Annotated in this window: 15 protein-coding genes and 1 pseudogene; 5 read left to right on the forward strand and 11 right to left on the reverse strand. The window is 40.4% G+C overall.

Features of this window, described 5'->3' with window-relative positions; translation table 11 throughout:
- Nucleotides 1-188: 188 nt before the first annotated feature.
- Complete coding sequence (locus tag FN831_RS26440) at nucleotides 189-1,205, reverse strand: transposase (RefSeq protein ID WP_142531223.1); 1,017 nt, start codon at nucleotides 1,203-1,205, stop codon at nucleotides 189-191.
- Nucleotides 1,206-1,450: 245 nt separating this feature from the next.
- On the opposite strand from FN831_RS26440, the gene FN831_RS26445 reads away from it, so the two are divergent.
- Both FN831_RS26445 and FN831_RS26450 read left to right on the forward strand, forming a co-directional pair.
- A complete protein-coding gene (locus tag FN831_RS26445; protein ID WP_142531224.1) occupies nucleotides 1,451-2,227 on the forward strand; it encodes an SDR family NAD(P)-dependent oxidoreductase in 777 nt (258 codons plus the stop codon).
- Nucleotides 2,228-2,291: 64 nt separating this feature from the next.
- A complete protein-coding gene (locus FN831_RS26450) occupies nucleotides 2,292-3,212 on the forward strand; it encodes a helix-turn-helix domain-containing protein (protein ID WP_142531225.1) in 921 nt (306 codons plus the stop codon).
- 146 nt (nucleotides 3,213-3,358) lie between these two features.
- Here FN831_RS26450 and FN831_RS26455 read toward each other — a convergent pair whose 3' ends face one another.
- Entirely contained in the window at nucleotides 3,359-3,721 is a 363-nt protein-coding gene (locus tag FN831_RS26455; RefSeq protein ID WP_142531226.1) for a MerR family transcriptional regulator, read from the reverse strand.
- 99 nt (nucleotides 3,722-3,820) lie between these two features.
- Between FN831_RS26455 and FN831_RS26460 the strand changes: the two genes are divergently transcribed.
- On the forward strand, nucleotides 3,821-4,453 hold the full coding sequence (locus tag FN831_RS26460) for an NAD(P)-dependent oxidoreductase (protein ID WP_142531227.1): 633 nt from the start codon (nucleotides 3,821-3,823) through the stop codon (nucleotides 4,451-4,453).
- Nucleotides 4,454-4,863: 410 nt separating this feature from the next.
- Here the strand turns inward: FN831_RS26460 and FN831_RS26465 are convergent, their stop codons facing one another.
- From FN831_RS26465 to FN831_RS26490, 6 genes are all read right to left on the reverse strand, one after another.
- On the reverse strand, nucleotides 4,864-5,865 hold the full coding sequence (locus FN831_RS26465) for an IS3 family transposase (protein WP_142531228.1): 1,002 nt from the start codon (nucleotides 5,863-5,865) through the stop codon (nucleotides 4,864-4,866).
- On the reverse strand, nucleotides 5,796-7,163 hold the full coding sequence (locus tag FN831_RS26470; protein WP_142531229.1) for an IS110 family RNA-guided transposase: 1,368 nt from the start codon (nucleotides 7,161-7,163) through the stop codon (nucleotides 5,796-5,798). Before FN831_RS26470 ends, FN831_RS26465 begins: the two co-directional genes overlap by 70 nt.
- 189 nt (nucleotides 7,164-7,352) lie before the next feature.
- Complete coding sequence (locus FN831_RS26475) at nucleotides 7,353-7,688, reverse strand: transposase (RefSeq protein WP_185960619.1); 336 nt, start codon at nucleotides 7,686-7,688, stop codon at nucleotides 7,353-7,355.
- A 131-nt stretch (nucleotides 7,689-7,819) separates the two neighbouring features.
- On the reverse strand, nucleotides 7,820-8,731 hold the full coding sequence (locus FN831_RS26480) for a helix-turn-helix domain-containing protein (protein WP_142531231.1): 912 nt from the start codon (nucleotides 8,729-8,731) through the stop codon (nucleotides 7,820-7,822).
- A 29-nt stretch (nucleotides 8,732-8,760) separates the two neighbouring features.
- Entirely contained in the window at nucleotides 8,761-9,498 is a 738-nt protein-coding gene (locus FN831_RS26485) for an SDR family oxidoreductase (protein WP_142531232.1), read from the reverse strand.
- Between the two features lie 10 nt (nucleotides 9,499-9,508).
- Nucleotides 9,509-10,414 carry an NmrA family NAD(P)-binding protein gene (locus FN831_RS26490; RefSeq protein ID WP_142531233.1) on the reverse strand — a complete coding sequence of 302 codons (906 nt, stop codon included), beginning with the start codon at nucleotides 10,412-10,414 and terminating at the stop codon, nucleotides 9,509-9,511.
- Between the two features lie 771 nt (nucleotides 10,415-11,185).
- Here FN831_RS26490 and FN831_RS26495 point away from each other — a divergent pair.
- The gene (locus tag FN831_RS26495; RefSeq protein ID WP_142531234.1) at nucleotides 11,186-11,665 is read left to right on the forward strand and encodes a hypothetical protein; all 480 of its coding nucleotides are present in this window, start codon (nucleotides 11,186-11,188) and stop codon (nucleotides 11,663-11,665) included.
- Nucleotides 11,666-11,906: 241 nt separating this feature from the next.
- Here the strand turns inward: FN831_RS26495 and FN831_RS28210 are convergent, their stop codons facing one another.
- Complete coding sequence (locus FN831_RS28210) at nucleotides 11,907-12,341, reverse strand: IS66 family transposase (RefSeq protein ID WP_317132118.1); 435 nt, start codon at nucleotides 12,339-12,341, stop codon at nucleotides 11,907-11,909.
- Nucleotides 12,342-13,180: 839 nt separating this feature from the next.
- A complete protein-coding gene (locus tag FN831_RS26505) occupies nucleotides 13,181-14,200 on the reverse strand; it encodes an NADP-dependent oxidoreductase (RefSeq protein ID WP_142531236.1) in 1,020 nt (339 codons plus the stop codon).
- Nucleotides 14,201-14,519: 319 nt separating this feature from the next.
- On the opposite strand from FN831_RS26505, the pseudogene FN831_RS26510 reads away from it, so the two are divergent.
- Nucleotides 14,520-14,990: pseudogene (locus tag FN831_RS26510) on the forward strand (transposase); the annotation flags it as partial.
- Nucleotides 14,991-15,081: 91 nt separating this feature from the next.
- On the opposite strand, the gene FN831_RS26515 reads toward FN831_RS26510, so the two are convergent.
- Nucleotides 15,082-15,522 (reverse strand): transposase (locus FN831_RS26515; protein ID WP_142526666.1); only part of this gene is annotated, 441 nt, incomplete at its 5' end.

The raw sequence follows: 15,522 nt of genomic DNA on the forward strand, positions 1-15,522 counted from the left end.
ATGCCTAAGTAATGAGTTTTTTATAGCTGTTCAAATGATAGCAAAGACATTTGTGGAAATTCCGCGGCGATTGATCACCTCGTTCCAGAATTTCAGACAATCAGTTCCGGAACACTTTGACCATCATAACTCATTGGTTATAAATTTGAATTTCCATATGCTGACTACACAAATCGGTGGTCTACATCCTACGGAATCGCCTGGTCAAGAAGTACGGAATATCCAATCCATCCCTGAACATTTCTTTGTTCAAGAAACTTGTAGTTAAAGCCATTAGAGTAACCTGCATCTGCTAGCAGGTCCGTCAGTGCAAGTTCGTTTTTCTTTAATCGGTTTTGTACCTGCATAGCCACTGTGGGTAGGTATTGACTGTCCCTACCATCGGCAAAATCAGCCTGAATATGACTAATAACGCCTTCGGCTGTATCCACGGCCATGCTGCAGTGGTAATTTAGCTTTCTTGCTTTGCCTGGCTTTACTGATATGCGGGCATCCGGATCATGCGGGTTGTAATGTGTTTTGTTACTAAGTAGTTGTGCTTTTTCATGTGATGCCCCTGGTGCCCCAACTGGATTATCAAGTAACTTTTGATGATGCTTTTTTACTCGCCTTAACTGATGCTCCGGTGCAGTAATTTGCACTAAATTAGGTGGATCGTTCTTGTTTTTACCTTCCTGGTTCTCATCCTCTACTTTTTTCAAGTGATTGTCTATGGATGTCGCCGGCACTTTCAGCACGACACTTTCCATAGATGCATTAGCTTTGATCGGTGCAGAATCCACTGCCTGCGTGTGGCCAGATACCATACCACCGTTTACACATAGGGTAAATACTTTGTTGAACAATGTTTCAAACAGGGAGGACGGATAAAGCTGCCTTGTTCTACTGATAGTTGAATGCCATGGTAACTCTTCATCAATATCAAAACCAAGAAAGTACAATACGTCCATCCGCATAGAGCAATGCTCTACAAGTTTGCGGTCAGAGGTTATATTCTCCAGGTAACCAGTTAATAGGAGCTTAAAAAAAACTACCGGATCGATCGATGGATTGCCGGTCTTGCCGTAAAGTTCTTTTGTGTCTTTGTATAAAAAGCTCAGATCAAGCGTTTCGCGGAGTCTGCGGTACAGGTTTTCCTTGGGAACCCGGCTTGATAGCTGAAAGCTGGTGAACAGCTTTTCGGTATAGTCCTTTCTGCCTTGCATGCCTTTAATTTACGCATTTCCCCACTTTTATAAAAGCAAAAACTATAATTTATTGGAGTTCTGCAACAGCCACCACCGTTTTTTGATAGAACAGGATTCTTAAACCCTCGCTATCGTTAGAATAAAAAGTTCAAGTAAAGGCCTGCCGCCATCCTCAATTTGCATACAAAAAACCTCAGTTAGCTTATAATTGTCAGCAGGTATTTGCTGACCTTTGAATTGTTTTTAATCAAAATATAAAAATCATGATACTTCAGCATGAAAATAGCCCGTACAAACGAATTGCCTTAGTTACAGGAGCCAATCAAGGGATAGGTTTACAGGTTGCAAAGGAATTAGTAGCCAATGGCGTTACTGTATTAATTGGATCTAGAAACTTTGAAAAGGGTCAGTCTGCAGCCCAAGAGATCGGTCAGGGCGCTGTCCCAATTCACTTAGACGTGACCGATCGAGTTTCAATTACGGTCGCCGCAGATCGTATTCGTTCTGAATTTGGACGTCTCGATCTACTAATTAACAATGCTGCTATCTCTCGAGCAGAAAATAACGATGTAGCAGCGGAAGACTATGCGGCAATGTATAGTGCAAGCACCGTATCTATAAATGAAGTACGTGGAATTTGGGAGACTAACGTGTTTGGGGTACTCTCTGTCTACCAGGCGATGGTGCCACTTTTGCGGCATTCATTGGACGCCCGAATTGTGAATGTGACAAGTGCTGTTGGTTCACTTTCGCTGAACTCGGATCCTTCTTTTCCTTTCCGAAATATGTACAATCCAGCCTATGCAGGCTCGAAGAGTGCCCTTAATAGCATTACCTTATCGATGATGATTGAGCACGAAGGCGACGGCATTAAGGTAAACCTGGTATCGCCTGAATATACAAAGACACACCTAACCAATCATCAGGGCACTGAATCAGTCCAGGATGGCTGCAGAGAAATCGTACGTGTAGCCTTGCTTGGTCCGGACGGTCCGACAGGAACTTTTACGCGTTGGGAAAACGCAATCATTCCCTGGTAACGGCAACAGGTGAATTACTGTAATTTAACCAGTAGAATTATTAATAGCTTATATTCGTATTAAGATGAAGAAGGAAGTAAACGTTACCTACAAATTTGAATCGTTATCCGAATTTCACCGGGTTGCAGGCTTACCAAAGCCTGTGCATCCACTACTTAGTCTGATTAATAATTTAGATGGCAAAATTATACCGGCCGACAGTTTTCCAAATCAATTCACCTCCCCATTTTATAAGATCTCCTACAAACCAAACTTTCATGGAAATTATAAATATGGTCAGCATTATTATGATTTTGATGAAAGCGGTTTGTTTTTTGTCTCTCCCAATCAGGTTGCCGGAACCATTGAAAAACCATTGGATTACACCGGATTCGATCTATTCATCCATCCGGATTTTTTATTGAACTATCCCCTAGCAAACAAGATCGGGCAATACGGCTTTTTTTCGTATGCCCTTACAGAGGTACTCCATCTTTCGGATCAGGAGAAGGGTACCATTCTTACCGTCGCGGGTATCATCGAGGAGGAGTTGAACAGCCGGATAGATGACTTTAGCCAGGATGTGGTTATCTCCCAAATTGAATTGCTGCTAAATTACGCTAACCGTTTCTACAAGCGACAGTTCCTTACCCGAAAAGCCGCTAGCCACGATCTGTTGCAAAAAATGGAGGAAATACTGGGAGATCATTTCAATAGCAACATGTCTTTGAGCCGTGGGATACCCACAGTTCAATATCTTGCAGAAAAATTGAACGTATCACCAAGTTACCTAAGTGATATGCTGCGTGTCCTGACCGGGAAGAACGCACAGCAGCACATACACTATAAACTTATAGAAAAGGCTAAGGAAAAGCTTTCAACTACCAGTTTGACAATTAGCGAAATTGCGTACGAATTGGGGTTTGAACATCCACAATCGTTTAGTACTTTATTCAAAGCGAGGACTAATTATTCGCCTTTAGCTTTCAGACGCTCTTTTAACTAAAGACAAACTGCTCCTTAAAGTCCGAATGTTCTATCAAAAACCCCTGATTATTTGGACGCGCCGTAGAATTCACCGTTAATGAGATAATTCAGGGGAGTTCGGTCAAATGGCGACGGTCTAGCAATTTAATTAGTGATGCAATGACCCTAACAATCTTCACTCTCGATAACCTTAATCGCGTTTAATAGTAAGTTTTTAACCTGTTTTAGCTTGAGAATTTTACTATCAATTTCACTTACTTTATTGTTCACAACTTCAACTTTTTTATCTATAGAGAAGTGCTCGTTATACCAACTATCTAGCAACGCTTTAATTTCAGATAAGGTAAATCCTACTTCCTTTGCGCCTTTAATCATTTTTATTTTTTCTACAACACTTTCATCATAATCCTTATAATTATTTGTTTTTATGTTCTCATCTGAGACTCCTCTAAACAAACTATAATTTTCATAAAACCTCAATGTATGTATTGAGATTCCGGTTCTATTTGACAACTCTTTGATTAACATTCTCTTATATAATTTACTGAAAATAATGATAGTATAGACTATACTCTATACTTTAAAGTTACAGCTTTAAAGTATAATTTTGCATTAACAAAAAAGAATATGAAGCATATTGCGATAGTAGGGGCGACAGGCTCGACCGGAAAAGAATTAGTTCGTTTAGCCATAGAAGCCGATTATAAAGTAACTGTGATAGTAAGATATCCTTCAAAAATGAAATCTCAAAATGGAGTGTCTATTATAACTGGCGATGTGACTGATTTAGTCGGCCTAGTGAAAGCATTTGAAAATATTGATGCAGTAATTAGTTGCTTTGGACCGTCTGATCATAGAAAAGTTGGAACTTTGATGTCCACGGGCACAACAAATATTGTAAAAGCCTGTGAAAAAAATGCCATAAAAAGATTTATATTTATGAGCGGGTTTGTACAAGCAGATTATAGCGAAATGGCAATTGTCACGAGGCTAATTACGCCTATCTTTCGGATGATTTATCATCAATCTTACAATGACAAAAATATTGCTGAATCTGCTATTCAAAATAGTAACCTAGATTGGACAATTGTAAGAGCTCCAGGATTAAATCATTCTCAGCCTACCGGGAAATACAAAGCAGGCATTAAGACTGAGATTTACTTCGGCTTGATGCCCTTTGCTGACTGTGCCCAATGCTTACTTGATGCCATTGACGAAAAAGGTTGGGCGAAACAGATTATAAACGTGGGTAAAAAATAATCATATAAACGAGCTTTGATACTGTAAACTGAACTGTCGTACATTTGATTAAATAAGAGAACGCATGGAATAAAGCCGGTCAACTGTTGGTGAGACTGTAAATCGAACTGTGTCAACTCTTGATAATCAAGAGTAAGAATAAGTAAATTAGTATAAACTTATGGACACAACGGCTATATATTCTCATTATTCCCTCCTTATTTGGTAGTAGTTAAACAAGTGTCTTATTATTCCACCGTTTTTGGTAGATAATGAAAATGAGTTTTTGATAGCATTTTATTCTATTAAGTATATACCGCTTCCATTGTGAACTTTAAGTATATTTTGCATTTGTTGTCTAGCGGGATCTTGTCGTTTACCTTGCTGACAAAACTATAGACTGGAATTGCAACAATAAAGTGGACATTCGGTTAAGCTGCAATATTTTGTTTGTTTAAATTTCTTCCAAACTCCTCTGGGGATAAGTAACCCAGTGCAGAATGTAGCCTTTTATGGTTATACCAGGTCTCAATGTACTCGAATACGATGCGCGCTGCCTGCTCTTTGTCGGTGAACTTATGCTGGTAGACACATTTAGCTTTAAGCGTCTTAAAGAAGCTCTCTGCCACTGCGTTATCCCAGCAATTACCTTTTCTGCTCATGCTTCTGATGATCAATGGAGTTTTTTCCAGTAACCACCGGAATTCATTGCAGGCATATTGAACCCCACGGTCAGAATGAAAAATGAGCTGCCGGATAACCGGTCGTCTTGATTGCGCCATTTTGAAGGCGGGGATCACTGTTTCAATCGCTTTCATCGTTGTGCTTAGTGCCCAGCCGATGATTTTTCTATCACCCAGATCAATCACCGTTGTCAGGTACAGCCAGCCTTGCCTGGTTCTGATGTAAGTAATGTCGGATACCCAGACAGCACCCAATATCCCCGGCTTAAAATCACGCTCCAGTACATTTTCCGGTACAGGAAATTTATGGCTGGAGTCTGTAGTAACTTTAAACTGTTTCTTCACTATACTTCTCAGTTTTGCTTTTCTCATGATTCTGGCAACTCTTGGTCTGGATACTTTAATCGCCTTTTTACGGAGCTCCAGGGTTATTCTGGGACTGCCATATATCTTTTTGCTGTTCTCAAAAGCTTGTAATACCTCGGCTTCAAGCATCTGGTTTTCAATACTTCTGTTTGACGGACTGCTGACTGTCCATTTGTAAAACCCAGCCCTGCTCACCCTAAATACTGAACACATCTTCCCAACTAAAAATATCCTGCTGTGATCCTTTATGAACCCGAATATTTGTTGTCGCCCCTGGAGAAAATGCTGATAGCCTTTTTCTGTACAACCAATATCTATATAGCAGATAAAGAGCTCTTTGTGAACATTTTCCCTAGTTCCTCCTTGCTTAGTCCCAATGCAGATATTTTCTTCTCTATCTGCCTAATCTTAAGTGATTTCTGCCGGGCGCTGGTGACCTCAACCATCTCTCTTTTATAGGGCTCCTGTTTGATGATCATGTTCCATATGATAACGGCTAATTTTCTTGCAGTTGCTATAATGGCTGCTATGCGGCCTTTCCTAAATGCAATCCGCTTGAAAAACGGAGTCAGTTCGTGGTCCTTTTGATTACCTATTGAGTTTGCTGCATGGCGAAGTGCCTTTGCAATGTAGTTCTTTCCGGAAGCTGTCCGATTGCTAATGATACGCCCCCCACTTATCTTATTATTGGGCACAAGACCTAACCAGGATGCAAAGCTCTTGGCGGATGGGAACTTATGTAAGTCGTGCCCCATGTTGGTTAAAAGACAGAGGACCGCATTATAGCTTATCCCATTTATAGCAAAGAGGTCAGTGTTGAAATAACTGAAGGACAGATGGGATAGGTCAAATGATGGTGCATGTTTATCCCGCCTTTTCTTATTAGCTCTCAGGTTTTTATGCTCAGCCTCCGTTATTTCCCTTTCGGGCGCGAACTTGATAAGCAGCTCCTGTATTACCTGATCACACTCCTTGATCTTATGTTCGTATAGTCTGTAAAACTCCAGGCATGCCCCAAGTTCAAACAGCAGCTCGTCCCTCCACCAGCCGTGAAGTGAGTTGGTAATTTCCTCACGTGACTTCTTCACCCGGCTACTAACCAGGGCTGAGAGGCTTTCTGGGTCACGTACCCCTGAAATAATAGCCTCGATGACCGCCATCCCTGATTGACCAGTGATATCATTTATCGCAACATCCAGCTTGATATTCATCAGACGTAAGGCCTTTTGCATCTTGCTTGTATAACGTGCAGATTGCTCCACAAGATGTGAACGGTGATAATAATAGGTGCGCAACTGCTGAAATGTGTCGGTTAACTGTAAACTACCTGAAAGTAATCCAAGCGAATGCAGCTTCTGTATCCACATACAGTCCAGCACATCGGTCTTACGTCCCTTAACATTTTTGGTCTGGCTTCCCGGAACCAATACGACTTCAAACCCTGCCGCCTGGAGGGAGGAGAATAATGTCTGCCAGTAGCTACCGGTACTCTCCATCGCAATGGTCATAATGCCCTCTGCGTACAAATAGGTGATGAGCTCCTCATGATCTTTCGTATAGATGCCAAACTCCCGGACATCTTCCCTTGATTGATTGACCGCAACCATGTGGCTACGGGATCCAACATCAATGCCTGCTGCATTCGGATGGATAACCTTAAATGAATTGTCGTGCTTTCCCATAATTCATGGATTAATAATTAATGACCTCAGGGAATGCTATCGATAGTTAAAAGTTTTCTGTACGGGATTCTCTTCCGAGATCACCAGTTTATTCATCAAATGTCCACCGAATGGTGCACATAAAGCATCCGGCCCAGATTTTAGGAAGGACTCGTAAAGTACCATTAAAGGCGGGGGGCTCGCTGAAAGTCAGTTCAATTTACGGATTTTTGCCGGTTTGGTTGTATTGGCAATTCCACAGGTACTGACGCTGTAGAACGATTTTAGAATATCGCGCTCCATCTGCGTTTCACGCAGTTCTTTCTTCACTAAAGCCAGCTCCTGCTCAGCTGCGCTGAGTATGACCTTTCCATTTCCGGGAAAACTACTTCCTTGTTTGATAGAAGACTCCATCCGCCAGCGGTACAACAATGCAGGACTGATGTCCAGTTCTTTGGCCAGCGCACTCAGGTCTGTGCGGGTGTTACTCAGTTCAACGCTCATCACCTTGAACTCTTTCGGATAAGCTTTTCTTTCTCGTGACATAATTTCTCTTAAGTTATCAAATTCACTTAACTTCATGTCTACTCAAGGTAGCAACTCCAGACACTATAAGTATTCCATCGTTATTGATAATATAACCAACTTCAAAATTATTGCATTTAATCTGTGGCCTGTCAATTAAACAAATGCCTGAACTCTAATGGAGACAGGTTAGTTTTTGATTTGAACAAGCGACTGAAGGATTGTGGGTGTTCGAATCCTAGCTGGTAGGCAACCTCTGCTATCGTTAAATTTGAGGTGGACAGAATTTCTTTAGCTTTTTCGATTAGCTTATGATGGATATGCTGCTGTGCGTTTTGCCCTGTTAATGATCGCATCATATCGCCCAAATAGCTTGCGGAAATATTCAATTGTTCTGAAAGGAATTGTACTGTTGGTAACCCCTGCTTTAATGACTGTTCATTTTTAAAATAATCGTTAAGTATGCTTTCCAGTTTCTGAAGTACATCAACATGGGCTGCTTTACGTGTAATAAACTGACGTTTATAAAAACGATTACAATAATTAAGTAACAGCTCAACTTGTGAGACAATTACATCCTGGCTGAAATCATCAATTCTGCTACTCAGTTCCTCACTTATAATTTTAAAGACAGACATGATCGTGGTTCGTTCCGGATCCGACAGATGCAGGGCCTCATTTACTGCGTAAGAGAAAAAACCATAATGACTGATGTTTTTTGCAAGTACATAAGACAACAAAAAATCGGGATGGACAAGCAGCAAACAGCCTGATTTGGACGTGCTATTTGGTGATTCAAATACTTGATTAGGCGATGTAAATACCAAACCACCTTCACCAAAATCATAATAATTCTGCCCGTATTTTGCATTACCGCAGAGCCCCGGCTTATAAGCGATCTTGTAAAAATCCATAACAATTAACGCGGGCAACTCACCTACATTGTATTTCATATCAGCAATATCAATAAAGCTGATCAACGGGTGTAAGGGCTTAGCCAGCCCAAACACCCGGTGAAATTCGGTTAATGAATCAAACTTATACATAGAATTAACTTCTTTCATACCAAACAAATATAAAGCTAAAAATTATACTACCAGGGAGTTTCGCCTGTCTCTGAATTATACTCTTCAGCGATAAATTTGCCTGTTGGACCTTCTTCACCGATTTCAACATATTTGGAAATCCTTGAACCGGCTTCCTGAACTGTACCGGTTCCCCGATGACCATTAAAATCTGTAGCAACAAAACCAGGACAAACCGCATTAACTTTAAACTGCGTATCTCTTAGCTCATAAGCCAGATCAATTGTATACATGTTTAAAGCAGCTTTTGACGAAGGATACAAGGCCGCCTTGTGAGTGTAATATTTCCAACTGGGATCACTATGCAAAGTCAGGGAAGAGCCACTTGATGATACATTAACAATTCGGGGCGCAGGAGACTTTTTCAGCAGGTCAATGAAAGCCTGGGTTACCCTCACAACACCATATAAATTAGTTTCAAATACTTGTTTAAACTGGTCAATACTTGCTTCGAGTGCTGACTGAGGAAAACCGCCGTTGATACCTGCATTATTAATCAGCGCATCAAGTACTTCGGTTTTTTCACCTATCAGTTTACGTGCCGCCAAAACCGATTCACTATTGCTAACATCCAGCTGTATAGCTTCCACGTTGGTAAGACCTTCCGCTTTAAGTTTTTCAGCTGCAGCGGTACCTTTTTCCAGGTCACGCGCTCCGAGATAAACAAAATAACCATTTTGCAGTAACTGGCGTGATGTTTCAAATCCAATGCTCTTATTGGCACCGGTAATCAGAACTTTTTTCATTTTCTTGTATTTATAATTTTTGATACATTTCCGCAATTTCATTGGTGAGATCCTTTAATCTGCTTTTACCAAATTTTGGTCTGTTTAGATTGAAGTCCTCATATAAACTTCCGCTGCCTTGAGCTGCCTGCATAGTAATAAAGCCATTGGCAATAAATTCATTTATTCCGGCCTCCAACATTTGATTGAGCATTTGTTCCTCTGGAGCCACAATCCACTCTAAATCCGGCTTCCCAATCGCCTCCCCAATGATACGCGCAACTTCATTGGGTGATAATTCTTCACTTGCAACATAGTATGGCGTTTTTCCACTGAATGGCTTCTCCATTTCTTCGGAAATAAAAGCTGCGATGTCCAAGGGTGATACCCAAGGCTCTTTTTTATCGCCACCGTAAGTATTGAAAATTGCTCCTTTAGCTTTGATAGCCGGAAGCAACCTGAATGTGTTTGTGAAAAAGCTAGGAGGCCTTATAAATTTAATGGCGACTTCGTCAGGCAGCTGTTTTAGAATGTTTTCAATGCTGTTATGCAAATAGAGGCTACCTGTACCTTTGTTGGTATGCGCACCGATACTGCTCAAATGCACAATACGTTTAACGCCGGACCGTTCCACCGCTGTTTTATAATTATTGCCGATCTTGTTAAAGGCTGCTACAAAATCAAATTCTTTATCGAAGATGCTGCCAATGCCTTCCCACGCTTCCATGAGATAAACGATATCTGCACCATTAAAAGTCTGTGTTAAAAAATCAACATCCTGAAAAGTGCCTATTGCCGCCTGTGCTCCAAGTTGCTCTATTTCTACTTTTCTTTCGGCTTTACTGCTGATTACTGTTACTGTATGCCCTTTCTCAATTAGCTCTTGTGTGAGCGGTTTTCCAATATGTCCTATCGAACCTGTAATAACGATGTTCATGCTTCCTTTTTTATTTATTACAAAGGTGCAGCACGACAATTGAGCACAAGTAACCAGATTCCAGATTTTAGTAACTGAAATCAAGGTGCTTATTGATCAATTATTTAAATCTCACTTTCTTCATTTCTCGGGCGACCGAATCCGAGTAAGTTTTACAGAAAACCCTCATTATTTAATAAGCTTCACTGATGTCGGACCAGAAATATTAAATTGGCCAAAAGTCGCCTAGTTTGATCCTGCCTTAACTTCGCTTTTTCCCAAGATTCTCATAAACCCATTCCATTAATCAAATGCAATATTCAGTTTTTGATAATGAGTAAATGATAAAATTTAAGAATGGTAAAGATATGGTATTAGCCAGGTTTTTCTCTTTGCAGAAACTAGCGAAAAGAAATTCAAAAAGGAGTGAAGTAGGTGGGTATCAAACACCCAAAACTCTACTTTTGACAGACTGAATAACAGGGAGGAGGTCAAAAACACAGAAAACTTCACCCTTTGACAGTCTGAATAACTGGGAGGAGGCCACTACGTCTCGTTAAATTTAGACTAGTCCGCGGTATTTTGCAGTTTATCTAATATGAATTTAAAGTATGAATTGGACATTCCGCAGCGATGGATCACCTCGTTCCGGAATTGCAGACAATCAGTTCCGGAACACTTTGACCATCATAATTCATTGATTATAAATTTGAATTTCTCTATACTGATTACACAAATCGGTGGTCTCCATCCTACGGAATCGCCTGGTCAAGCCGTCTGGAATATCCACCCATGCTTCTCAAAACCATCGAAAAACTGAAAGCAGAGGACCATATTCTGATCTCTTCCTATGCACCCGAGGAAGCCAAATTTTATTACGAGCGCAATCCAAAGCTCATGTTCGAAGCTTTTATCAAAACCGAACAGGCGATGCGCGGTTATGAAGCCACCGGTGTGCCCTGGAAAAACATCCTCGCCTACCTGAGCCAGCCTAAAGGAAAAGCACTGGTCGATGCCCTGCACGCCAGACAGGTCATGTGCATTGTCTATACTACTCCGGCCTTTGAAAAGATCAATGATGAACAGGAAAGGCTGCGCGCCTATCCCCAGCTGATTTGGGATGGCGCGGACATCCTCTTATCGGATCACATCTTCGAAGTCGAGTTTACCCTTCGACCGTTACGACCTGCTAAAAGTGCCAAACAGCGCTTTTTCAAAACCGTGCATTCGCTGCAGTTTAAAGACGCCCCGCCCGGCTCCTCCAGAAAGTGAAAGCATCATCAACAATAATCAAATTCTAAACCTGAAAAAGTATCAAAAAGTTGATTTATCTCAGTCGAGGATCATCAATTTAAATAGCTTATCAGATTTAAGTGACTTCTATCTATTTTTACGAACATATTCGATGGTTGCTAAAATGTGGTCCATGTTTACTAGTAAAACTTCTGCTATTTGCCAGTAGATTGTACGTAAGCTAACACTACAGCACAGATTTGGTTTCCTGTAGCTTTTTTCATCGGTGTGGTAAAAGATCGTCTATTTTTTCCACTGGATGTTTATTGATTTTTTTCAACACATCTACCATCCAGACCATTGGATTAATGCCATGCAATTTGCATGTTCCCATGAAAGAATATAGCATGGCACTTCTTTGTGCCCCATCATGGGAACCGCAGAACAGAAAGTTCTTTCTTCCAAGGGCAATTCCTCTTATACTGCCCTCAATTGGCTTGTTATCAATTTTTAAGGCGCCGTTTTCCAAATACACTGATAGCCGTTTATACCGTTTCATAGTATAGGCAAAGGCTTTATGAATAGCACTTTTTTCGTTCAGTAAGCCGGCATTTTCTTCAAGCCATTGCCCAAAGTTTATCCATATAGGTTTAGAAAGTTCTTGTCTGGTTTCTTTGCCCTCCTGGGTAGTTTTATCCTGGATCTCGCGCTCAATATATCCCCCAGGCTAATTCTTTGAAGAATGTTGATGTAGTCGTTTAAAAAGTCTGTATATTGTTCAGAAGCGTTACCTCCCAGCATTTCTCTAATTCGTTTCATCATTTATATTGTAGCAAGAGAAACTTTTCTGAAAAAAGTTTCTATGCAATGGTGTCTCTGACAAAGTTCTTCCAAATCACTAAAATGGAGGAACGTATAAGTCGTCTGCTCCAGCGCCATTACTGTATATGTGGATGGAACACGGGATAAAAAACTATCGAGAACTGTAAACATATCATTTTCGGCAAAGAATTGCATGATCAGTTCTTTGTGCTCTTTATAGAGTAAAGTTTTACAAGGTATTATACGTATAATACCAACTGTATTAGTATAAGACATTTTCTGCAAAATGAAGACCGATAGCCCTACCAATACCAGGTGAGGCTCCGGTAATTAATAAGCGTTTATTTTTTAAATCGTTCATTTTTCTAATTTTTATGCTTTAAATTCATTTTTTGTTCGCTCTGCCAAATAAATGTTGGGGAGGAGTCACTAATCTTTATGATGTTCATCCTAAAAGTTCTTTAGCAAGGCGAGTTCGGTATAGCTTTGCTTTTTTGACCGACAGACGAATGGATTTGTTCATCACCCTTCACAATCCAAACCGCATCATAGCTCATCATGGATAAGATGGTGTCGACATCAGCGTATTTGAAAAGGCTCCAAAATTTCTTGACAACCTGTTTATTTTGCTCAATTTGCATAGTTCTTTGATGATTTTAAGTGCTTTTCTTTAAGGATTAGCATGTAGACGGGCTATCCTTAAAGAATACAACTGTTTGGATATTAATCATTTTAAGATTTGACAATAAGCTTTTTACCACTGTGGCTACCATCAAATAATCTAAGGAAAGTTTCCGGAAGTTTACCAAAACCATCGATGAACTCCTCACTGTATTTAATTATGTCATGTTGAATCAAAGGAGTTACCTCCTCGAGGAACTCATCTATGGTATCCATTACAAATGGCGTAGCAAAAGCTTTGATACTGAGAAACCTGTAATGTATAATGGTAATCAATCGTGGAAGATAGTTGGTGCCTTGAGGTAATTCAGTATTGCTATAATCCGCTATTGTTCCGGATATGGTCATCTTCGCATCTTTGTTGAAGTATTCCATCAATCTTGGGAAGATGGGACCGCCGACATTTTCATAAAAAGAATCGATACCATGAGGTAGAGCCTTTCTGATTTGATCATCCAAATCTTTCGCTTTATAGTCTATCGCAGCGTCTAATCCTAATGCTTCTTTTAAGAATGTGACCTTATCCTCGCTACCCGCTACCCCAACCACACGATAACCTCTCAATTTGCCTAATTGGGCTACTAGAGATCCTACAGAACCTGCAGCACCCGTAACCACTAAGGTACCGCCTGGTTTAAAGTCATGAAGTTTTGTCATACCGTACCACGCAGCAAAACCATTTAGCCCTAGTGGACCAAGAGCTGTAGAAAGTGGTGCAATTTCGGGATCAAGTTTACGGATATCCGAACCGTTGGATAGGGCGTAATCCTGCCATCCGGACCAAGTTTGTACGTAATCACCAACTTGAAAATCATCATGGTTACTCTTGATGACTTTAGCAATGGTGGGGCCTTGCATGGTTTCTCCTATATCCATTGTCGGCCACTCGGAAGATCCATTCCCCATAAGATTTCGTTGATAGGGTTCAACGGAGATCATGGTGTTTTGGAAAAGTACTTCACCGTCTTTGGGTATAGGTATTTCATTTTCAATAAACTGAAAATCATCTAATTTGGCATTTCCAGTTGGACGCTGTTTTAAAACAATTTGCCTGTTTTTTGTATTGCTCATTTTTTTAAGTATTAATTATTACAGTGCAAACTTCGGAAATAATTGTTTACTATTTATACTGAGGTCTAAAAGTTACTGTTTATTTGAGGTTATTCAGTAACTCCGAGGTAACACCGTAATTCATTAATATGACAAAAATGAAGGTTATCTAATAGATAGTAATTTGTGTTTATGTAGTTGAAAAGAGTTTTGAGAAATTATAATTGTAACACGAAAATTTATGATTCTAGAATTTGTTTGCGATGTGAGACTGTAAAGTGAACTGTCAACTCTAGCGAGTTAGAGTTAAAATAAGTAATTTAGTGATACTTAGGAAACAATGAAAAATAAAGAACCATTTGATTTTGAGCGCTTCAAAGAGGAAGCAATGGAAGGCCTTTACAACGGCAAAAAGATGGGTGGTACCGATGGTGTATTTGCCCCGATGTTAAAGCATTTATTGGAGTCAATGCTCGAGGGCGAGCTTGACAATCATCTCCAGGAGAGCAAAAGCACCAACGATCCCAATCGACGTATTGGTAAGACTAAGAAAAATGTTCGCAGCTTGCAATCTGGAGAATTTGAGTTAGAAAGCACTCGTGACCGCAATGGCACTTTCGAACCCAAGATTGTCGCTAAACGTCAGTTGATTATTACCAATGAATTGGAGGAAAATGTAATCGCGATGTATGCACGAGGGATGAGTACCAGGAATATTTGTGATTACGTGAAAGAAATGTATGCAATGGAAATTTCCGCGACAGAGATATCTAACATCACAGACAGAATCATTCCAGCTATGAATGAATGGTGAACCCGACCTCTGGAAAGCGTTTATCCATTTGTATTCCGGGAGTGTAAAGCGAACTGTGTCAACACCACTTCTTCCTAGGTGGAGGCGGTCAGCCTCCACCTAGGAAGAAGTCGCCGAAGGCTTTAAGCCGTTCCCCAAATTTAATATACAATTGGGACATTGTCAAACCCCAGTTGTGCATTGGCATCGTCCACTTCTTAGATAGCTCTCTGAAGGCTAGATATACTAGTTTTAGTAGTGCCTGATCAGAAGTAAAAGCACCTTTTGTTTTGGTCACTTTTCTGATTTGCCGGTGCATCCCTTCAATTGCATTAGTAGTGTAAATCACTTTTCTGATCTCTGCTGAATATTCAAAATAGGTAGAAAGGTTCACCCAGTTATCCAGCCAACTTTTTACCGAAAGCGGATATTTTTTACCCCATTTATCTTCAAATTCCAATAGTTTTTCATAGCCTTGTTCTTGATTGTTCGCCTTATAAACTGGCTTGAGATCTTCAACAACGGCCTTTTTATCTTTCTCGGGTACATA

Origin of the sequence: Pedobacter westerhofensis, assembly GCF_900182595.1 — a bacterium.
GTDB lineage: Bacteria > Bacteroidota > Bacteroidia > Sphingobacteriales > Sphingobacteriaceae > Pedobacter > Pedobacter westerhofensis.